Annotated in this window: 21 protein-coding genes; 11 read left to right on the top strand and 10 right to left on the bottom strand. The window is 62.2% G+C overall.

The genetic code is table 11. The features are described from left to right. The first annotated feature begins 66 nt into the window (after positions 1 to 66). Genes L6639_RS27135 through L6639_RS27125 form a run of 3 tightly spaced genes read left to right on the top strand, consistent with a single transcriptional unit; the run spans position 67 to position 4,026 of the window. Positions 67 to 729: a TetR/AcrR family transcriptional regulator gene (locus L6639_RS27135; RefSeq protein WP_237864696.1), complete on the top strand. Its 663-nt coding sequence runs from the start codon at positions 67 to 69 to the stop codon at positions 727 to 729. Between the two features lie 26 nt (positions 730 to 755). Next, positions 756 to 2,621 (top strand): adenine deaminase, encoded by a 1,866-nt coding sequence (locus L6639_RS27130; protein ID WP_237864695.1) that lies wholly within the window; start codon positions 756 to 758, stop codon positions 2,619 to 2,621. Positions 2,622 to 2,634: 13 nt separating this feature from the next. After that, positions 2,635 to 4,026: an NCS2 family permease gene (locus tag L6639_RS27125; RefSeq protein ID WP_237864694.1), complete on the top strand. Its 1,392-nt coding sequence runs from the start codon at positions 2,635 to 2,637 to the stop codon at positions 4,024 to 4,026. 8 nt (positions 4,027 to 4,034) lie between these two features. Here L6639_RS27125 and L6639_RS27120 read toward each other — a convergent pair whose 3' ends face one another. Then, positions 4,035 to 4,256 carry a hypothetical protein gene (locus L6639_RS27120; RefSeq protein WP_237864693.1) on the bottom strand — a complete coding sequence of 74 codons (222 nt, stop codon included), beginning with the start codon at positions 4,254 to 4,256 and terminating at the stop codon, positions 4,035 to 4,037. Positions 4,257 to 4,608: 352 nt separating this feature from the next. Here L6639_RS27120 and L6639_RS27115 point away from each other — a divergent pair, with 352 nt between their 5' ends. Next, positions 4,609 to 4,791, top strand: coding sequence for a hypothetical protein (locus tag L6639_RS27115; protein WP_237864692.1), 183 nt, complete (start codon positions 4,609 to 4,611; stop codon positions 4,789 to 4,791). A 34-nt stretch (positions 4,792 to 4,825) separates the two neighbouring features. Here L6639_RS27115 and L6639_RS27110 read toward each other — a convergent pair whose 3' ends face one another. The 3 genes from L6639_RS27110 to L6639_RS27100 form a co-directional block, all read right to left on the bottom strand. Next, positions 4,826 to 6,205 carry a vWA domain-containing protein gene (locus L6639_RS27110; RefSeq protein ID WP_237864691.1) on the bottom strand — a complete coding sequence of 460 codons (1,380 nt, stop codon included), beginning with the start codon at positions 6,203 to 6,205 and terminating at the stop codon, positions 4,826 to 4,828. Between the two features lie 6 nt (positions 6,206 to 6,211). Beyond that, entirely contained in the window at positions 6,212 to 7,159 is a 948-nt protein-coding gene (locus L6639_RS27105) for an AAA family ATPase (protein ID WP_237864690.1), read from the bottom strand. A 145-nt stretch (positions 7,160 to 7,304) separates the two neighbouring features. Further along, positions 7,305 to 7,505, bottom strand: a complete 201-nt coding sequence (locus tag L6639_RS27100; protein ID WP_237864689.1) for a hypothetical protein — start codon at positions 7,503 to 7,505, stop codon at positions 7,305 to 7,307. Between the two features lie 228 nt (positions 7,506 to 7,733). On the opposite strand from L6639_RS27100, the gene L6639_RS27095 reads away from it, so the two are divergent. Continuing rightward, positions 7,734 to 8,708 carry a quinone oxidoreductase family protein gene (locus L6639_RS27095; protein ID WP_237864688.1) on the top strand — a complete coding sequence of 325 codons (975 nt, stop codon included), beginning with the start codon at positions 7,734 to 7,736 and terminating at the stop codon, positions 8,706 to 8,708. 39 nt (positions 8,709 to 8,747) lie between these two features. Here the strand turns inward: L6639_RS27095 and L6639_RS27090 are convergent, their stop codons facing one another. Both L6639_RS27090 and L6639_RS27085 read right to left on the bottom strand, forming a co-directional pair. After that, positions 8,748 to 9,023: a hypothetical protein gene (locus L6639_RS27090; RefSeq protein WP_237864687.1), complete on the bottom strand. Its 276-nt coding sequence runs from the start codon at positions 9,021 to 9,023 to the stop codon at positions 8,748 to 8,750. Positions 9,024 to 9,125: 102 nt separating this feature from the next. Next, positions 9,126 to 9,734: a S24 family peptidase gene (locus tag L6639_RS27085; RefSeq protein WP_237864686.1), complete on the bottom strand. Its 609-nt coding sequence runs from the start codon at positions 9,732 to 9,734 to the stop codon at positions 9,126 to 9,128. Between the two features lie 163 nt (positions 9,735 to 9,897). On the opposite strand from L6639_RS27085, the gene L6639_RS27080 reads away from it, so the two are divergent. Continuing rightward, positions 9,898 to 10,431, top strand: a complete 534-nt coding sequence (locus tag L6639_RS27080; protein ID WP_237864685.1) for a GcrA family cell cycle regulator — start codon at positions 9,898 to 9,900, stop codon at positions 10,429 to 10,431. A gap of 48 nt (positions 10,432 to 10,479) precedes the next feature. Further along, positions 10,480 to 11,043 (top strand): hypothetical protein, encoded by a 564-nt coding sequence (locus L6639_RS27075; RefSeq protein WP_237864684.1) that lies wholly within the window; start codon positions 10,480 to 10,482, stop codon positions 11,041 to 11,043. Between the two features lie 46 nt (positions 11,044 to 11,089). Here L6639_RS27075 and L6639_RS27070 read toward each other — a convergent pair whose 3' ends face one another. After that, entirely contained in the window at positions 11,090 to 11,446 is a 357-nt protein-coding gene (locus L6639_RS27070) for a hypothetical protein (protein ID WP_237864683.1), read from the bottom strand. Between the two features lie 193 nt (positions 11,447 to 11,639). Here L6639_RS27070 and L6639_RS27065 point away from each other — a divergent pair, with 193 nt between their 5' ends. The 3 genes from L6639_RS27065 (at position 11,640) to L6639_RS27055 (ending at position 13,170) form a co-directional block, all read left to right on the top strand. Beyond that, positions 11,640 to 12,104, top strand: a complete 465-nt coding sequence (locus L6639_RS27065; RefSeq protein ID WP_237864682.1) for a hypothetical protein — start codon at positions 11,640 to 11,642, stop codon at positions 12,102 to 12,104. A 392-nt stretch (positions 12,105 to 12,496) separates the two neighbouring features. Beyond that, positions 12,497 to 12,682, top strand: coding sequence for a hypothetical protein (locus tag L6639_RS27060; RefSeq protein ID WP_128950591.1), 186 nt, complete (start codon positions 12,497 to 12,499; stop codon positions 12,680 to 12,682). A 146-nt stretch (positions 12,683 to 12,828) separates the two neighbouring features. Continuing rightward, positions 12,829 to 13,170: a phasin gene (locus L6639_RS27055; protein ID WP_212328811.1), complete on the top strand. Its 342-nt coding sequence runs from the start codon at positions 12,829 to 12,831 to the stop codon at positions 13,168 to 13,170. Between the two features lie 183 nt (positions 13,171 to 13,353). On the opposite strand, the gene L6639_RS27050 is transcribed toward L6639_RS27055, so the two are convergent. The 3 genes from L6639_RS27050 to L6639_RS27040 form a co-directional block, all read right to left on the bottom strand. Beyond that, the gene (locus L6639_RS27050; RefSeq protein ID WP_237864681.1) at positions 13,354 to 13,674 is read right to left on the bottom strand and encodes a c-type cytochrome; all 321 of its coding nucleotides are present in this window, start codon (positions 13,672 to 13,674) and stop codon (positions 13,354 to 13,356) included. A 289-nt stretch (positions 13,675 to 13,963) separates the two neighbouring features. Continuing rightward, positions 13,964 to 14,794: an alpha/beta fold hydrolase gene (locus L6639_RS27045; protein ID WP_237864680.1), complete on the bottom strand. Its 831-nt coding sequence runs from the start codon at positions 14,792 to 14,794 to the stop codon at positions 13,964 to 13,966. A gap of 143 nt (positions 14,795 to 14,937) precedes the next feature. Further along, positions 14,938 to 16,734, bottom strand: coding sequence for a ShlB/FhaC/HecB family hemolysin secretion/activation protein (locus L6639_RS27040; protein WP_237864679.1), 1,797 nt, complete (start codon positions 16,732 to 16,734; stop codon positions 14,938 to 14,940). Positions 16,735 to 16,863: 129 nt separating this feature from the next. On the opposite strand from L6639_RS27040, the gene L6639_RS27035 reads away from it, so the two are divergent. Beyond that, the gene (locus tag L6639_RS27035; RefSeq protein ID WP_237864916.1) at positions 16,864 to 18,123 is read left to right on the top strand and encodes a FecR family protein; all 1,260 of its coding nucleotides are present in this window, start codon (positions 16,864 to 16,866) and stop codon (positions 18,121 to 18,123) included. The last annotated feature ends 17 nt before the right edge of the window (positions 18,124 to 18,140 follow it).

The raw sequence follows: 18,140 nt of genomic DNA, 5'->3' as shown, positions 1-18,140 counted from the left end.
GTTGCAGCGTGGCGTGCCTCAAGTCTCGGCTTGACCGTCCAATTCGGCTGGTGTCAGACTTATGACATGAGTACAGCAGAAAGACATGGCGCAAGCCTTCGCGACGAATATGCCGAGATGACGCGGCAGCGCATCGTTGCGGCGTTTGTCGAGACCCTGGAGGATGAGGAGGCCGACGACATCTCGATGGCCGCGGTGGCCAAGCGTGCGAAGGTGGCTGAACGAACCATCTATCGGCACTTCAGGACTCGCGCGGAGCTGTTTGCGGCGGCCGGCGAATGGATCGAGGACAACGTCTTCAGCTACATCCCCTTCACCTCGCCCGACGAACTGCCCGAGATTTTCCGCAAGCTGTGCAAGCGGTTCGACCGTCATCCGCATCTGGCGCGCGCCATCGCGATGACCAGGGCGGGCCGCCGTGTGCGCGCCGGCTTCAGGCGGCACCTGATCGATCAGCATCGCAAGGCAATGGCGCCGCTGGTGCGGCACCTTCCAGCAAAGGAGGTCCGCCAGGCAGAGGCGCTCGCGTCCTACCTCAACAACGTGCTGGCCTGGAATGCGATGCGCGAGGATTTTGGCATGACAAGCGGCGAGATCGCTGACGCGATCGAGTGGGCGCTCACGACGCTCCTGAAGGATGTTCGGCAGCGCGATGCCGCCGCTGCGCGCGCCGGCAAGATGGAGAAACCGCAGCGGAAGCGGGCCGCGGCTGCGAAAGTACCGGAATAAAGTACCGGAATAAAGTGAGGCAGGCCATGAACGCGATACCCGACGACCTCTTGATCAATGCGCCCGACGAGGTTCGCATTCGCCAGGACCTGGTGCTGACGGCGCTCGGTCGCCGTCCTGCCGATCGCGCCTTGCGGGTCGGCAAGTTACTGGACGTGCACAGCCGCACCTGGAGCGAGGACCAGGAGATCGTCTTCAAAGGCCGGCGTATCGCCTGGGTGGGGCCGGCCGGAAGCTATCCTGGCGAGGTCCGCGAACGTGTGCACCGGCCGGATCTCGCGGCTGTGCCCGGCTTTGGCGAGGTGCACAAGCATATCGAAAGCTCGCACCTGACGCCGGAATGGGAAGCGGCGCTGGTGCTGCCGCACGGCAATACCTGGACGTGCGAGGCAAGCCACGAATTCTCCAACGTCAATGGTGCGCGTAATCTCGAATTCTGGTTCGAAGCGCGTCGTCGCGGCTCGCCGCTCAAGATCTTTCCGCAGCCGGGCTCGGCAGTGCCGCCGACCGCGTATGAATGGGGTGGCGGCTGGTATGGCCGCGACGAGCAGGCGCGCTTCATGGCCGAAAGCCTGATGGTCACCGGCCTCGATGAGGTCATGGACTGGCCCGCAGTGTGGAACCCGGACAACCCGTCCTACAAGCGGCTGTGGGGCATGATCGAGGCGACGTTCGCGGCGCGCGGTGTCGTCGAAGGCCACGCGTCCGGCCTGCGGGATCTGCCCTCCATCAACGCCTTTGCCGCAGCCGGGCTTGCATCCGATCACGAAGTGCAGACGCCGGAAGAGACCTGGGACAAGCTTACGCGCGGTCTCTTTGTCGAGCTGCGCGTCTATGCCATGGACGAGATCGTGAAATGGTTGCTTGCCAAGGGTTTGCAGGACTGGTCGCAGATCGCGTTCACCACGGATGACCGCAGTGCCAGCCATACGCTCGAGCTCGGCGCCAGCGATCACAATGCGCGGGTCGCGATCGAAGCAGGCCTTCCGCCCGAGATCGCAATCCAGTGCCTCACCATCAATCCGGCGCGGCACATGCGCCTCACGCCATTCGTCGGGAGCCTGGCCCCGGGGCGCTTCGGCGACGCCGTGCTGCTGTCTGATGTTACCAAGCTCGAGATCGCCGAAGTGTGGGCCGATGGCGCGCAGGTGTCCGAGGGCAAGCGCTATCTCGGCCAGGTGCCCAAGATCGAATGGCCGGAGTGGGCCACGAAAACGGTCAACATCAAGCGCACGATCAAGCCCGAGGATTTCGAGCTGCGGGCCGAGCCAGGACGTCCCACGATGAAAGCGGCGGTGATCCGCCCCTTCCATTGGCATCCTGAGTTCTACACGCTTGATCTGCCCGTGCGTGACGGTGCCGTGCAGCGCGACGAGAGCGAAACCATCACCAAATTCGCCATCGTCGACCGCTTCTCCGGCGATGGACGGGTCGCAAAGATGTTCTGGCGCGGTTGTGGACCGCGCACGCCGGAAACGGCGCTCGCCTGTTCGGTGGCGCACGACAAGCACAATATCTGGGTGGTCGGTTCGTCCGACGCCGCGATGGCAAAGGCGGTGAACGCGCTGATCGAGCTTCAGGGCGGATGGGCGCTGGTGCGCGCGGGCGAGCTCGTTGCCACCGTGCGCTTCGAGGTCGGCGGCCTGATGAGCTGTCGTTCGGCGCAAGCGCTTGATGCCGAGATGCAGGCGCTCTACGCGGAAGGCCGTAAGGTCGACTGGATGTACGAACCGACGTTTCGGCCGCGCTGGTATCCGGGATTTCCTGAGAGACTCATGTTTGCCACGCTCACCTGCGCGCCGTGGAGCTGGGTGCTGGTGGCGCCGTGCGAGCAGGCGCCGCTCGGTTTTATCAACGTGCAGACGGGCGAAGCGCACCCGGTGGTCTGGTAGGGGGAGGACTGCGATGAACGAGATGACGAAGCCACAAGCCGCTTCCGCAGAGCCGGAACCGCGCGCAGCGACCGGGCTGCTCGATCGGGCCTTTCGCCTCACCGAGCGTGGCACGAGTGTCGGCCGCGAGATGATGGCCGGAGCGACTACGTTCGCAGCGATGGCTTATATTATTGCCGTGAATCCCGCGATCATGTCCAACGCCGGAATGGATCGTGCCGATCTCGTCAGTGCCACGGCGTTGGCCGCGATCTTCGGCTCGGTGATGATGGGGTTGTGGGCAAACCTGCCGCTCGCGGTTGCACCCGCAATGGGTTCGAATGTCATCTTCACCTATGTCATCGTCAAGCAGATGGGCATGCCCTGGCAGGGCGCGCTCGCCATGGTCGCCTTCACCGGCGTGCTGTTCCTGATCCTCAGCCTGTCGAAGCTGCGCGAGAAGGTCGCGAAGGACGTGCCGGAAGCGCTGAAGATCGGCATCCAGGCGGCTGTCGGCACCCTCATCGTCTTTATTGCACTGCGAGGGGCCGGATTCGTCGTCCAGAAACCGTCAACCTATATCGCCATGGGATCGCTCCGCAGTCCGCCAGTGCTGCTGACGCTGTTCGGCCTCCTGCTCACGCCGGTGCTGGTGGTGAGGCGGGTCCCGGCGGCGTTGATCCTGTCGATCGTGCTGTTGACCGTGATCGGCTTCTTCGTTCCCGGTGCCAACGGCAAGATGGTGACCTCGATGCCATCGGCGATCATGTCGTGGCCACGCTGGCCGACCAGCACTTTCATGGCGCTCGACGTCGGCTATCTCTTCAGCCATTTCGTCGTGGCACTGCCGCTGCTGTTCTATTTCCTGTGCGCCGAGTTCTTTTCGACGCTGGGCACGCTGATTGGTGTGACGGGCGCCGCCAATTTGCGCAAGCCGGACGGATCGATCCCGAATGCCACCGCGGCCTTTGCGACCGATGCGACGGCGTCCATCGTCGGCCCACTGTTCGGCACGTCGGTGGTGACGGCCTATATCGAATCGATCACCGGGGTGCAGGCCGGCGGCCGGACCGGTCTGACGTCGCTGACCGTCGCGGGGTTCTTCTTCCTCGCGCTGTTCTTCTGGCCGATCTTTGTCATTATCCCATCGCAAGCAACCGCGCCTGCGCTGGTGCTCGTTGGTGTGCTGATGATGCAGGGCCTCGCCCGGATCGACATGACCGATCTCGGCAATGCGATTCCGATCGTTCTGACGCTGTTGGTCACCGTGCTGACCAACAACCTCATCAACGGTATGGCTCTGGGGACTCTGAGCTATATCGCGCTGGAAGTGACGATCGGCCGGCGATCGCGGATTCCTGCGATGGTGTGGGGACTTGGCGTTGTGTTCATTGCTTACGCAATCGTGACAGCCCAGATTTTTTGATGCGCGTGCTACGCCGCCAGATCCAGCAATCGGCATGATCCGCGCACCAGCACCTTGCGTCCAGCTGGTGTCATTGCGGGCACTCCGTCATTGACATCGACGAGGCCAAGCCTGGCGAGGCCTTCGAGGAGATAAGCCTTCGCGAGGCGACCGCTCGGCACCGGGTTGCGAAGCGCTTTCAGCGCTTCCCACTGGTCCGATGAAAGATCAAAGTCGACGTCGTTGCTCATGTTGCCTCAAGCGATAGTCACGTTCGCGCGCCTCTGTTAGCGGCGCTGCATGAAGACCATGCGACGACAATGAGTCGGGAATTCGGTGAGCTGTTTAGAACTTCTCTTCACGAATTGCCGCAGTCTGTTGCGCCACAATAGTTAAGATCGACTAGACGCGACTATCGTCCCGATCGCCGATCACTAATTGATGATCTTCATTTGATGCTGCGCTGCGACGGCCGCAGTGCACGGGAAGCGTTGCTGTCTCATTCTGCGTCGCGATATGCACAGAAATGGTGAGACGCTGGGTTCGTGACTCTGCTAGGCTGATTTGCGGGGAATGGCTTCACACGACAAGGAGTGTGAGTGCATGAACAGGCTGGTCGAAATTCGCAGTCAGGAATCCCTGTGCCGTGAGCGCGCCGCGCTCGATTTCGAGCGTCGGGTTTTCTGGCTGGCGCAAGCCCAGGAATGGGAACAGCGCGCGCTCGACGAAATTGCCTATCACTTTCGCGAGTGCAATGTCGTCTACGCAGAGCTTGCACGAAACTGACGTTCGCCGCGAGCCCAAGACTTAGTGACGAGACTTACTGATAAGTGGCAACGATATCGGAGACTGCGCGCTCGAGCTGCTGCGCGGTGGCGCATTGCCGCACCACGCTGCAAAAAGTCGCATAACGCGGCATCTCGGAATCGCCAAAGCCCCAGGCGAGCCGACCTTCGGGGTTGAGCCAGACCAGCCGCTTCGAGCGTTCGGAGACGCGGCGCAGGATGTCCGCGCGCGGATGGAGATTGTTGCTCCGGGCATCGCCGAGCACGATTACCGTTGTCTGCGGCGTCAGCGCGCTCATGAAGTCTTTTTCGAAATCGACCAGCGATGAGCCGTAGTCGGACGAGCCGAAGCCGACCTTGGACATGATCTCGGCCATCGCCTCTTCGGGCGATTTTTTCTCCAGGATGTCGCTAACCTCGATCAGATGCGACGAGAATGCGAAGGAACGGACGTCGTCCACGACTTCATGCAGTGAATGGATCAGGAGCAGGAAGAAATCGGAGACCTGTGCGACGGAGCCGGAGACGTCGCACAGTGCGACAATCTTCGGCCGGTCGCGATGCTTGCGCTTCCATGCGGTGAGAAAGGGCACGCCGCCCCAGGCGGCGTTGCGGCGAAGCGTACGGCGAACGTCGAGATGACCGCGGCGCTGGCGCTTGCGCGGCTTCGAATAGCGCTCGCGCAGGCGTCGCGCGATCTGGCGGATCAGGGCGCGCATCTCGGCGACCTGCCGCCGCTCGATGCGGGCAAGAGGTGCATTGCGCAGGATGTCGTTGCGGAGGTTTTCAGCTTCTTCGCGGGCGTAGAGCGCAAGCCCCTGCGAGACGGTATCACGCACAGCCTCGCGCAAGGCATCGAGCGCGGCGCGCAGGCGTTCGGCGAGTGCCGGGTTCGTCGCGGTCAGCTCGTCGAGATCGTCGCGCAGGCGTTGGAGCCCCATCGCGTCGAGGATGCGGCTGGAGAAGATGCCGCGCTGGGTAGAGTAGCGGATATCGGAGAGTGACGCTGCGCCGGAAGCACTGGCGATGGCGGCCTGGATCGCGCTACGATCCTGCGACAGCAGCATCTGTGCGAGCGGGCCCAATCCTTCCTGAGGTTGGCCTCCGCCCGCTTCGCTGTTCGAGCCTGACGAGGGCGACTGATCCGAGCCTTGCGAGGCCTCGTCATTGTCGTTGGCCTCGGGTTGATCCTGCCGCGGCTCGGGCTGGCTGAAGAAGAGATCAAAGCAATCGCCGAGCGCGAGCTTCTCGTCCTGCGATTTGGCGAGCGTCAGCAGCAGCGCGTCACGGAGGATGGCGCGGTCGGTGAGGCCGACCTGCGCGACCGCGCGCATTGCATCGATGCTTTCGGCGGGCGAGACGTGGACACCGGCGCCCCGCGCCGCCCGAAAGAAACGATGGAGATTCTCGCGCATCGGGCGTCAACCGAAGACGTTGGACCGGGCCGCCTTGGCAATAAAGGTGGTCACTTGCGGCGCAGCCGCCTCGATGTCGGCCTCGTATTTCAAGAGCACGTTGAGCGTGTCCTTGACGATCTCGGTGTCGAGCTCGCTCGCCTGGAGCAGCACCAGCACGCGCGCCCAGTCGATGGTCTCGCTAACCGAGGGCAGCTTCTTCAGGTCGAGCGAGCGAATCTCGTGGATGAAGCCAACCATCTGCCGGCGCAGCGTCTGGGAGATGCCGGGCACGCGGCTCTCGACGATACGCTCCTCCAGCCGCTGCTCGGGGAAGCCGATGTGCAGATGCAGGCAGCGGCGCTTCAAGGCGTCGCCGAGATCGCGCTCGCTGTTCGAGGTGAGGATCACGGTCGGCGGTGTGATCGCCGAGACTGTGCCGAGCTCGGGGATCGTGACCTGGAAGTCCGAGAGGATCTCCAGCAGCAGCGATTCGAATTCGGCGTCTGATTTGTCGATCTCGTCGATCAGCAGCACGCAGCCGCCCGGCTGCTCCAGCGCCTGGAGCAGGGGGCGCGGCTCGACGAATTCCTTGGAGAAGAACACGTCGCCGAAATCATGCAGCTGATCGAGGGCGGCATGCAGCGTCTGCGCGCCGCCAAGGACTTCGCCGAGCTTGTCCTTGAGGATCTGGGTGTAGAGCAGCTGCTTGGCGTATTTCCACTCATAGAGCGCCTTGGCCTCGTCGAGGCCTTCGTAGCATTGCAGACGGATCATCTTCTTGCCGCGCCAGGCAGCGATTGCCTTGGCGAGCTCGGTCTTACCGACACCCGCGGGGCCCTCGACCAGGATCGGCTTCTCGATCTGCTGCGACAAATAGACGGCGGTCGCGATCTGCCGGCTCGCGATATAGCCCTGCGCGGCGAGGCCGCTCTCCACTGCCTCGATCGCGGAAGAGGCCTTCTGATCAGCCACGAAATGGCGCTCCCAAATGTCTTGCTTGAAGCTTGTTCTGCCTGCGTTCCCGGCAAAGAACAAGCCTCGTTTGGGACGGCCAGACCCGCGCTGACATCAGCTTTTTCCGTTCAGCGCAAATACTTAAGGGCAACTGATCGTGCGATCAGTGGCGCAGCAGCTCCGGCTTGCGGATGGTCTGTCTGACCTCGGCGCCGCAATCGGCGCATTCATACACGAAGTCGATCTTGGCAAGGCTCCAGTGCGGCTCGACCTCGCGCACATACATCGGCAGGAACCCCATGCATGTCGGGCAAATCACAGGCGCGATTTCGAGTTCCTGATGATGCTGTACATAAGCTGGCATCTCGGCTCTCCTTCGCAGGCGACCACCAAACCCCGCGCAGAAGCTACTGCCGGTGGCTCGGAGACCCTCATCAACTCTTTCGAACAGAGGCGGAACAGCGAGGGTTTGTCGTTCGCTGTGACATTCTTGTTACGGCTTCTATACTGTAACGGGCGGACCAAATGCCTATTTCTCCGGCCGATCCGCTTTTTTTCGGACCGTCAACGCAACGATAAGGGAGCAACGCCCATGACTCACGCCATTCGTTTTCACAAGACCGGTGGTCCGGAAGTCCTGGTTTGGGAGGAGGTCAGTGTCGGCAAGCCCGGGCCGGGCGAGGCGCGCATCCGCCATACCGCCGTGGGCCTCAACTTCGTCGACATCTACAATCGCTCCGGCGTCTATCCGGTGCAATTGCCGAGTGGGCTCGGCAGCGAAGGGGCCGGCGTCGTCGAGGAAGTCGGACAGGGCGTCACCGATCTGAAGCCCGGTGACCGCGTCGCTTATGGTGCATCACCGCTTGGCGCCTACTCCGAGGCGCGACTGATCCCTGCCGACCGGCTGTTGAAGCTGCCTGACGGCGTCGACGACAAGACCGCGGCCGCGATGATGCTGAAGGGGCTGACCACGCAATATTTGATCCGGCAGACCTATCGTGTGAAGGCCGGCGACACCATTCTGCTGCATGCCGCAGCGGGCGGCGTTGGCCTGATCCTGAGTCAATGGGCGAAACATCTTGGCGCGACCGTGATCGGTACCGTCAGCAGCGACCAGAAGGCGAAACTCGCCAAGGCCCATGGCTGCGACCACGTCATCATCTATACGCGCGAGGATTTCGTGAAGCGCGTCGACGAGATTACCGGCGGCAAGAAGGTGCCGGTGGTCTACGATTCCGTCGGCAAGGACACATTTCTGAAGTCGCTGGACTGCCTTGCGCCACTTGGCGTCGCCGCGCTGTTCGGTGCGTCCTCCGGCGCGGTCGAACCGCTCAATCTTGGTCTGCTCGCGCAGAAGGGTTCGCTGTATGTGACCCGGCCGACATTGTTCACCTACGCGGCCAAGCGCGAAAACCTGGTTGCCATGGCGAACGAGCTGTTCGACGTCGTCAAGTCCGATGCGGTCAAGATCGAGGTGCACCAGACCTATGCGCTGAAGGACGCCGCCAAGGCGCATGCCGATCTTGCCGCGCGCAAGACCACGGGATCGACCGTCCTGACGGTGTGAGTTCGGATTGAGCTGTGACGCAGGCTGGTTCAGCCGGCGTCACGCTTTCTCGTGCTTGCGCAGGTCGCGAGCGTGATCATGACGGATCGCCTGGAGGTCAACGTCTTCAGGCGGGATTTCGGGGAGGGCGGCCTCGGCCAAAATGGCTTCGGTCACATCGTCGACGGAATTCTCCGCGATTTCGTGGATGAACAGAATGTTCTGATATTCGCCGGAGCTGACGCGGGAGATGATCCCGCGCCTGGTGATCTCGGGATCGACGACTGCCTCGCGACCGCGTCGCCCGTAATCGATCATCACGACGAAATACTGCATCAAACGATCCTGCCGCGCCCCTAAATGCCGGGTGCGCAGCAGAGTATTTCTGGAAAACGGAATTAAGTCAAGATCTATTTCCGTAAATCGGAAATCGACCGCTTACCGGCTCTTCTTGCGCGGGCGGGCCGACTTGGCGCGCAGCCGCTCGAGCTGGCCTTTGGGCATCGAGAGGCAGATTTCTCCGACCCAGTCGAGCTTGACGCCGACGATCGGCTTGGCGTTGAAGCTGACGAGGTTGACGAGGGAGGGAGATTTGCCCCGTTCGATGGTCTTCAGATAACGCTCGCCGGTCTTGAGCCGGACCACGGCCTCTTCGCCATAGAAGCTCGACAGCGGATGACGCTGGTCCTTGTAGACCACGATCACGTCGCCGCTTTCATACTTGGGCAGCATCGAATCGCCGACGATCTCGAACGCGACGGTCTCTTCCATGATCGGGAAGGGCAGCGCGATGTCGCCCAGCCCCTCCGGCGGGACCTGCTCGACGTCGGGCTCGATCACGGCGCCGGCACCGACGCGGCCCATGATCGGCGCGAGGTTCAGCTCAAGATATTGCATGATCGGAATGATTTCCGAAGCTTTCACCAGGCGTTCGCCGCCGAGGATTTCCGACACCGCACCCGGGCGGACGCCCATCGCCGCGGCCAGGCCGCCCTTGCTCTTGCCCGTCTTCTCCAGGCCCCGCTCGATCATCGCAACGTCCAACATGGTGATTCCCTCGATTGCCCATGGCTCTGCCCCTTGTAGTCCGAAATTCGGAATTCATGCAATTATGAATATCAGAATTACGGCTTGACTTGGCCTTCGGAATAACGGAAAGTGTGTTTCGCTTCCGGATCATGAGGTCGGAAGTGCATCACAGGATAGCAGCATGGAACCGGGCCATTGGTCGTCGGAGCATTCCGACGCGCTTCGCGACTATTTCTTCAAAGGACTGTCATATGCGGAGATCGGAAGACAGATTAACGCAAGGTTTGGAACGGCTTACACGCGCAACGCAGTGATCGGTCGCGCCAAGCGGATCGGGCTCGGGCTCAGCACGCCCGAACGAATTATAAGTCCGTCGATCGTGCCGTCCTTGCCGGGCGGGTCTGCTCCGCTCACACCGCCTCGTGTCACGCCACCGGGCCTGAACCTGCCGCCGCCATCGGCCCTGAAGCCGGCCACTCCGGTCAAACTGCGCTGCGTCGGCGTGCGGCCGCGCCTGGTCACGCTGGACGAGCTTGAACGAGCCGATTGCCGCTACCCGTATGGCGGCGACAAGGAGGGGGAGGAGATCGGCTTCTGCGGCCACCCACGTCAACCCGGCTCAAGCTATTGCGCGCCGCATGCGCGCCTTACTCGCGGTCCCGGTGCGGCCCGTACGGCTGCCGCCGTCGTACTGAGGCTCGTCTCCGCCGCCTGACTCGCGCGTGACTGTCCCTTTTCATGTCAATTCTCAAGGAGTTTCCGAGTGGCTCGTGCCAGACGTAACAAGTCCTACAGATTGACCGAACTTCACGACCGGCGCTCGCGCGTCCTGCCGTTCAATGCCGAGGTCACGGAGGCAGAGGTCGATAATCCCCTCGCGCTTGATTCCGACGAGAAGATCATGGCCATGCGATCGGTCCGCAATGATCCGCTCGGCCGGCTCCACTCGCATCGCCAGATCGATGAGGCACAATATCGAGGGGGGCGCGCCTACCAGAACGACTGGGAGAGGGCAGAACGGGGCCCGCAGGCCATGGATCCGACCCGCGAATATGTCGACGGCACGCGCTCTCGCGAGCTGCTGACGGAGCGTCAGCGCCAGGCTGTGCTGCGGCTGAACCGGGTCGAACGCGAGCTTGGCACCGATGGCGCCGCGCTGGTGCATGACGTGCTGGTGCTCGGCCTGACCATGGACCAGATCGGGCAGCGACGTGCCGTCCGCACCCAGCGCTGGAACGACTATTTCGCCCGGCGTTTTCGCGAATGCCTCGACCGGCTGGCCCTGGTCTACGGCTTTGCGACAGATGTGTCAGCGCGGCACCGCTGAAGGATGGGCCGGCGGCCTTTGTCGCCGGCCCATCCGCGATCTCGCGTCACGGATGCGGCATGATCTGGTAGGGCGTGGTGTAGGGCTCGACGCGGAGCGAGGCGTTGGCCAGAAGTCCGATTTTTGCCGTGGGCGCCTGCTGCATTTCACCGTTCTGTCCGCGATGCACGTTGTACTGCCAGACGGTGAGATCGCCCTTCTGCGCCAGAGCGTGCGCGACCGCGCTTGCGTCACTGCCACCGAGCGCCTGCAACTCGTCGGGCGACAGCCCGATGATGATCTCGTCCTTGACGGTGACGATCTTGAACAGGTTCATTTTGGTCTCCTGCGCCCACGCGCCTTGAATCGAGAGTGTAAGAAGCGCAACCGCGGCGCCCTTGACGAGATCGCAGCGAGAAAGCATGCCGTCGTCCTTTGGTCCTGAGTGCGCCCGAATCAAAATCGTTCGTCAGCCATGGCGCCCTTAATCTGCGTGGCCGTTCCGCAACCGCTTGGTCGCACGATCTTGAACGACGGTTCACGGAGCGAGAAATATCGGATCATGATGAACCGTAATGCAGGGCGACGAGTCCAAGCCGTGAAGGGGGACTTGCCGCATGAAATTCGCCCGTATTGCTTGTCTGTTCGCATCGCTTGGCACGGTAGGCTCCGCCGTGGCCGCCGATCCGTTTTTTGTCGGAAACTGGACCTTCACGACGGCCGTGGTTGCGCCTTGGGCCGATCCGCACCGCAAGCCTGACGATGCCGAGCGCGCGCGGCTGATGGGTAAGACAGTGGCTCTCAAGACCGGGGAAATCTCCGGTCCGCGTCCATTTGCCTGTACCAAACCGCACTACAAGTTGACGGATTATGGTCCTGACATGCTTTTCCGGGGCGCATTCGACGAGATGCGCAGCGCCGACAAGAAAGTCGATCCGAAGGCGCTTGCCGCTTCGCTCGGCTTCGCCGGGTCCCGTATCAGGACTCTGGAGACGGGCTGCGAGATCGACGTTCATTTCGTGGACGATACAACCGCCGAGATCGGGCTCAACGATTACGTGTATACGCTGAAGAAGCGCTAATCCGCGTTTTGCCAGTTTCCGAGCATGTCAGAAACATCGCGAAACGTTGGTCGAATTGACAGCGATCGGGGCCTTGTGGTGACTGATGCTGCTTCTTGACGCAGGTGGGTGACGGCGGCGCGTATTCCTGTTATCCGGAATTGCCGTGGCACGAATGCCGACGAAGCATCGCTAAGTGTCACGGTTTGGCTTGCCGGACGGGTTGTTCCTTGACATAATTGCAACTTCTCGGGTCGGGCCGCGTCTGTTCAGATTTGCAGCTCAGCGCGCCAGGTTGCTGGGGTGCTCCGACCTAGAGTTCGTCGTCGCCGTGGCGTTCGGTGACGACAACCGGTCCTCGATCGGGCTTCCCGACGCTCGACCCGAAGGGCCGATCCTGTCATAGGTGCGAGATGAAGAACCTCAATTTCGCGGCTGAACTGCATCTAAAACTCGGTGCACCCGCGACCGGCACTGTCGAGAGCCTCCGCCTGCTGCGCGCCTTTCTCAAGCTCGCCCCCCGCCAGCGCTTTGAAGTCATCAAGCTTGTCGAAGATCTCGTCACCGACGAAACACTCCCCGACCATCCCTTGTCCTAAGCTTGGCCGAGCGCCGGCAATACGCTCTGGCCGCCCTCCCGGCCGGCGACAGACCGCCAGATGGCGGTCCCGGCCGAAGCATGGCCGCTGGAAGGCGGTGCGACAAATGTGATAATCAGTCAGGAAAAAGAGGGAGGAGTACGACCATGATCGAACCGAAGCTCGAAGTTCCAGCTGAACTGCGCGACCTGGCGGAGAAGACAATCGACCAGGCGGAGAAGGCATTCGGCATGTTTTTCGATGCCGCCACCAAATCGATGTCGTCCGTTCCTGGCGCAGGCGCGGACGTGTCCAAGCAGGCGCTCGCCTTCACCGAGCAGAACATGAAGGCGGCATTCGAGCATGCCCGCAAGCTGGTTCACGCGACCGACGTTCAGGAGGCGATGAGAATCCAGTCCGAGTTCCTGCGGAGCCAGTTCACGAACGCCGGCGATCACATGCGCCAGATGACCGGCAACTTCATGCAGCCGGGCAAGGGCAAGTCCTGATCTGGATTGACTGCTCATAAATTGATCTCGCGCAGCGGTGTGATGCGCATTTCAATTCCCATGCAGGTCCATGATGGGCCACCGGATGAACCTCATCCGGTGGCCCATCGTGGTTTCTGCTGATCCCTGTCGGTTCATCCGGCAGGGATTTGCGTTTGTTGAGGGTTTGGAGCGACCAGCCAGCTAATGGCGCAGCGATCCGATATAGGCCGCGATGTCGGCGGCTTCAGTGCGACTCAACGGAAAGTTCGGCATCTTCGGATGCGGGTCAAGCAGGAAGAACGCGAGCTTCTCTGCGCTGAAATCGGGCTTCCGCGCAACCGATGCGAAGGAGGGCACATCGGCGTTGGCCTGAGCCTGGCTGCTCGTCACGAGATGGCAGCTTGCGCACCAGCGCCGGGCCAGATCGGCGCCATGATTGGCATCGGCCGCCAGAACGGGCGATATACCCAAACCCGCGACTGTCGCTAGCAGAAGCCAAATTCGTCTCGCAGCTGCGCGCATCTCATCACCTGCCTACATTCGCTTGCGGACCGTCTAGTCAGCCGCAGCATGATCCCGGAAATTGCGAGAGGTCGATACGTGCGATGATCGCGCGGAGCAGCTTGCGGGCCGAGCGATAGAAATGGCGCATGGGTGCAGGCACCCTCGCCGGGGGAAGGCCAAGGCTCTCCATGTCAAGCCTCGTCGCATCAAGCCTTTCGGTATAGTGTAACACGTGCCTCTCCGGTGCTGTATGGCCATTTATCCCGGCCGGCATGGAGCTGCGTTGATCTGCCGCAAAGGGTCCCGGCTAATAGTCGCCGGGATTCATGATCATCGGGGTGGTGGTATCGGCCGGCGCGAGCGCGCTGCTGGCGCTGTCCCGCAGGAAGCGGTCAAGTGTCGCCTGGATCTTCTCCTTGACCGAGTCGGGCCCTCGATCGCTCATCTCGGTGTGTTGCGCACCGGTATGGATGATGTCGATGCCGCGCGCCTTTGCCTCTTCCGGCGTCGGCAGCACGCCGGGGTCGGTCAGGAAATGCGGATCCTTGGAGCGGAACGACAGAATCTTCATATGGTCGTTGAGGACGAACGGCACCCTGAGATTGTCGAGCGTAATCACCTTCGACACCAGTTCGGGATGCTGCTGCGCGACATACATGGAGACGTCGCCGCCGTTGGAATGACCGACGAGCGTGATGTGGTCGTAGTCGGCATTCTCCTGCCGCGCCTTCAACGTGTTCAGCACGAAGAGGATGTTGGCCTCGCAGCGCATATAGACCTCGCGTCGGCCGACATATTTCTGGCCGACACGGGTCATCAGGGGCGGATCGCTCGGCAGGTCCTGCTGGATGCTGGCGACGAGATAGCCGCGCGCCGCAAGGACGTTGGCAAGGAAGGAATATTCGGTGGCCTTGACCGTGTTGCCATTGCTGATGATGGCAACCGGAAGCTTCCAAAGACCGAGATTGGCCTTGGTCTCGTAGTCGCGCCGCACCGCGATCTCGACCGAGATCGGCCGCTGACGCGAGGCGTCAAACAAGGACAGCATCTCGTGGCGGATCGCGAATTTACTGACGATAATGTACTGACCCACCGCGAGGACGCAGAGAAAAGCCAGAATTGCAAACACCCTTTTCATGGGTTCCGTCTCAATCACTTTTGGCTGAACATGGCTATTGAAAACGCCCGGATCGAGCGATCGTGACCAGATTGCGGGATTAAATTTAGGCAAGTCTTTGAGGACAGCCGCAAAAGGGCCGCCTCAAGGCAAGGGCCGCGCGGCTAAAGGCAGCCGTTTCGGCCGCGTTCGGGGCAGAGCCGGAACGCACTTGACAGGGTGAACAGGAAGCGCGGGCTGCGCCGCTCATTGTCCGGCGCGCGGTAGCTCAAGGGCACCGCCACGCCGAAATCGGCCTGGAGATCCTGAGGCAGGAAGAAGCGTACGCCTGCACCCGCCGATGTCAGCGACAGGCCGTCGCTCAGCCGGTAGCCGTCGTTCCAGACGGCGCCGGCGTCACCAAACGCGTAGAGCTGGTAGCCGCTCCAGTACGGGAAATTGAGCTTCTGGTCGAAGCGCAGCTCGAGCGAGCCGGCAAGACCGTTGTCGCCGCTGATCTCGGCCGCGCCGTAGCCGCGGCCGAAGGCTGCGCCGCCGAGATAGAATTGCTGCGAGGTGAACAGCGGCCGTGACGCGGTCTGGCTCGCCGCAGATAGCTTGAGCGACCATGCGTCGTTGAGCGTCTGGTAGCGCGTGAACCAGAAGTTCAGCACCGAGAAATTCGAGGACGCACCGTCGCGCGACAACAGATCGTCGTTGACATGCGATGCCCCGAAGACATCGAGGCCCTGGCGAAACGTCATCGTCGCGTAGTTGGTGCCGCCGAAGCCATCTTGCAGCCGGTAGTCGGCCGTGAGGCTCGCGGTTCTGATGTGGTCGTTGTACCAGGGGCCGTAGAGATCGTGCTCCGACACATTGCTGAACGTCGTCGCCGCAGTCAGGGTCAGCGTGGACGATTGGGATTGGAGCGGGATGATGCTGGCACGCAGCTCGAACGCCTCGGTCGTGGTGATGTCGCTGGCAAGGCGCCGCGCATCCCCAGGCCTGACTGCGCTATACAGCACCGATCCACCGAGCCGAACGCCGTCGACGCCGACCGGGGCGTCATAGGACAGCCGCGAGAAGCCGAGTTCGCGCGGGTCGTTGGCAATCGTCGACAGGTTGACGGCGAGCGTGTCACCGGGCGTGAGGTAGGAGTTGAACGCGCCTGTCGCGTAGGTCTGCCACGGACCGACCGACGACGAGCCAAGATTATCCAAGCCGAACGAGGTGAAGACATGCCAGGTCTTCAGATAGACGGTGATGCGGAAGCGGCCGGTCGCGCCGCCGATCTCTTCCAGCGCGGTGTCGGCGATGCGCACGCCCGGCCAGCCGTTGACGAGGTAGAGTTGGCGTTCGAGCGTTGCCAGGCGCGATGGTTGCTCGGCCAGGATCGGTCCAAGCATCGGCCTCACGCCGAACTGTTCGGCACCATCACCCTTCAGCTCGGCCTCGACGATCGAGCCTTCGATCACCTGGATCCGGACGCGCCCGTCGGCGATGTCCTGCGCTGGCACGATCGCCCGGCTCAGATGGTAACCCTGGGCCCGGTAGAGATCGCTGATCGCGCCGGCGATCGTCGCGAGGTCGGCCTGTGAGACCTGCTTGCCGAGATAGGACTGGTAGACTGCGGCGATGCGATCGTGGGGAATGGCGCGGGCGCCGGTGACGTTGACGTCGCGCAGCACGAATTGAGGCTTGCTATCCCCGCCAGTATTGGGCTGGCCGACCGAAGGCAGCTTCACAGGCGGGCGGCCGAGGGATTCCTGCTTGGTTTGGTTTTCAAAGTATTTCTCCGGCTGAAGCGGATTAAACCCCGGTTGGTTCGCCTGCTGCGCGAATGCTTGGGGAATGCCCGTAAATGTCGGCCCTAACAATACCAATGCGGCAGCAAGATACCGCCCGGCGGCGCCACGCACGGATCGCTCTCCGTAGTTTGACGGAGATGTCCCCTGGTTCCGGTAAGGATTCAGTAGCCGCATGATTTTTCATAGTTTTTTATGGTCAATGATCCGTTAATGCGGCCGCCCGACTCCGGGGTTCCCGCTAAGCTAATCTTGAGTGATCTCGGATACGCAGAAGGCTCGCAGCAACTGAGGCTGAGGGTCATCATGCTCATCCGAATTGGAATGCGGTGCGCCATCCTGGCAGCGCTGGTCCTGGCAACGGTGTCCGGTGCTTCCGCTGCTGACGACGGCGTCTGGTCGGTCAGCAAGTCAACGGGTGAGGTTTGGCTTGCGACGGACGGCGCGCAGCAGGTCTCGCTGAACCAGGAAGAGACACTCAAGCCGGGCGATACCATCCGCACCGGCCGGAACGGGCGCGTCCTGCTCGTCCGAGGCGAAGAGACGATTCTGATCTCCCCCAACTCGGTGGTCGGCGTGCCGGCCGAGAAGAAGGACGGTCTTTCGACCACCATCATCCAGCAGGCGGGCTCGATCTTGCTCGAGGTCGAGAAGCGCAACGTCAAGCATTTCGAGGTCGAGACGCCGTATCTCGCCGCCGTGGTCAAGGGAACGCATTTCAGCGTCACGGTGGGCGCCGGCAGCACCAAGGTCGGCGTGCTCCGCGGGCAGGTTGAAGTGTCCGATTTCAAGACCGGCCAGATCGCCCAGGTGATGCCCGGCCAGGTGGCCACCGCCTTCGAACACGGCAAGCCCGGTCTCAGCTTGAGTGGTTCCGGCGCGCTCAATCCGATCGAGCAAGGCAAGCCGCGCGCTTCGACGATCGACCGGATCCCGGTGCCGAAGTCGGGCTTGTCCGCGCCCCGCAATGCGGCCAATGGCCATGCCATCCATGCGCTCGGCAAGATCGAGAAGGGGATCAAGGTCGCCGGCGCGCTGACCCGTTCGCATCAGGCAAGTGGAAGTCACGCGCCCAAGCCTGGCGTCGTGCGCATCTCGAGCTCGCTCGGCGAGGTCAAGCTGAACTTCCACAAGGTTACGCACGGGCTCGCCCATAGCGCCGTCGCACCAGCACAGGTGCGCAATGCGAACGCCAGCACAGACACGGTGTGGAGCGATGGCAAGTCGAGCACGACGACCACGAACGGCAATAGCACGAGCGTCACGGCGGTCACGGTCAGCGGCAGCGGATCCGCGGCCAGCGCCTCGTCGACGTCGTCAGGTGCAACAACCAATGTTGCGACGAGTGCCGGGTCGACCAACGATGCGGCGTCGGGCAACAACGGCAACAGCAATCCTGGCAAAGGCAACGGTGACAATGCCGCCAGCAACAGTGCTGCCACCGGCAACGGTAAGGGCAACAACGGTAACGGCAACGGAAACGGCGGCGGTAACGGCAGCAACGGCAATGATAATGGGAATGGAAACGGCAATGGGAATGGCAACGCGAATGGCCACAAAAAATAGGGCGATATTCTAGCGGA

This window comes from Bradyrhizobium zhengyangense (assembly GCF_022012555.1).
GTDB lineage: Bacteria > Pseudomonadota > Alphaproteobacteria > Rhizobiales > Xanthobacteraceae > Bradyrhizobium > Bradyrhizobium zhengyangense.
The sequence above is the reverse complement of the archived record's forward strand: the minus strand, read 5'-3'. Positions and strand labels throughout refer to the sequence as shown.

Bases quoted from the DNA above. Each gene is read 5' to 3' on its own strand.
- L6639_RS27135 (WP_237864696.1), top strand. From the start codon at position 67: ATGAGTACAGCAGAAAGACATGGCGCAAGCCTTCGCGACGAATATGCC.
- L6639_RS27130 (WP_237864695.1), top strand. From the start codon at position 756: ATGAACGCGATACCCGACGACCTCTTGATCAATGCGCCCGACGAGGTT.
- L6639_RS27125 (WP_237864694.1), top strand. From the start codon at position 2,635: ATGAACGAGATGACGAAGCCACAAGCCGCTTCCGCAGAGCCGGAACCG.
- L6639_RS27120 (WP_237864693.1), bottom strand. From the start codon at position 4,256: ATGAGCAACGACGTCGACTTTGATCTTTCATCGGACCAGTGGGAAGCG.
- L6639_RS27115 (WP_237864692.1), top strand. From the start codon at position 4,609: ATGAACAGGCTGGTCGAAATTCGCAGTCAGGAATCCCTGTGCCGTGAG.
- L6639_RS27110 (WP_237864691.1), bottom strand. From the start codon at position 6,205: ATGCGCGAGAATCTCCATCGTTTCTTTCGGGCGGCGCGGGGCGCCGGT.
- L6639_RS27100 (WP_237864689.1), bottom strand. From the start codon at position 7,505: ATGCCAGCTTATGTACAGCATCATCAGGAACTCGAAATCGCGCCTGTG.
- L6639_RS27095 (WP_237864688.1), top strand. From the start codon at position 7,734: ATGACTCACGCCATTCGTTTTCACAAGACCGGTGGTCCGGAAGTCCTG.
- L6639_RS27090 (WP_237864687.1), bottom strand. From the start codon at position 9,023: ATGCAGTATTTCGTCGTGATGATCGATTACGGGCGACGCGGTCGCGAG.
- L6639_RS27085 (WP_237864686.1), bottom strand. From the start codon at position 9,734: ATGTTGGACGTTGCGATGATCGAGCGGGGCCTGGAGAAGACGGGCAAG.
- L6639_RS27080 (WP_237864685.1), top strand. From the start codon at position 9,898: ATGGAACCGGGCCATTGGTCGTCGGAGCATTCCGACGCGCTTCGCGAC.
- L6639_RS27070 (WP_237864683.1), bottom strand. From the start codon at position 11,446: ATGCTTTCTCGCTGCGATCTCGTCAAGGGCGCCGCGGTTGCGCTTCTT.
- L6639_RS27065 (WP_237864682.1), top strand. From the start codon at position 11,640: ATGAAATTCGCCCGTATTGCTTGTCTGTTCGCATCGCTTGGCACGGTA.
- L6639_RS27060 (WP_128950591.1), top strand. From the start codon at position 12,497: ATGAAGAACCTCAATTTCGCGGCTGAACTGCATCTAAAACTCGGTGCA.
- L6639_RS27055 (WP_212328811.1), top strand. From the start codon at position 12,829: ATGATCGAACCGAAGCTCGAAGTTCCAGCTGAACTGCGCGACCTGGCG.
- L6639_RS27050 (WP_237864681.1), bottom strand. From the start codon at position 13,674: ATGCGCGCAGCTGCGAGACGAATTTGGCTTCTGCTAGCGACAGTCGCG.
- L6639_RS27045 (WP_237864680.1), bottom strand. From the start codon at position 14,794: ATGAAAAGGGTGTTTGCAATTCTGGCTTTTCTCTGCGTCCTCGCGGTG.
- L6639_RS27040 (WP_237864679.1), bottom strand. From the start codon at position 16,734: ATGCGGCTACTGAATCCTTACCGGAACCAGGGGACATCTCCGTCAAAC.
- L6639_RS27035 (WP_237864916.1), top strand. From the start codon at position 16,864: ATGCTCATCCGAATTGGAATGCGGTGCGCCATCCTGGCAGCGCTGGTC.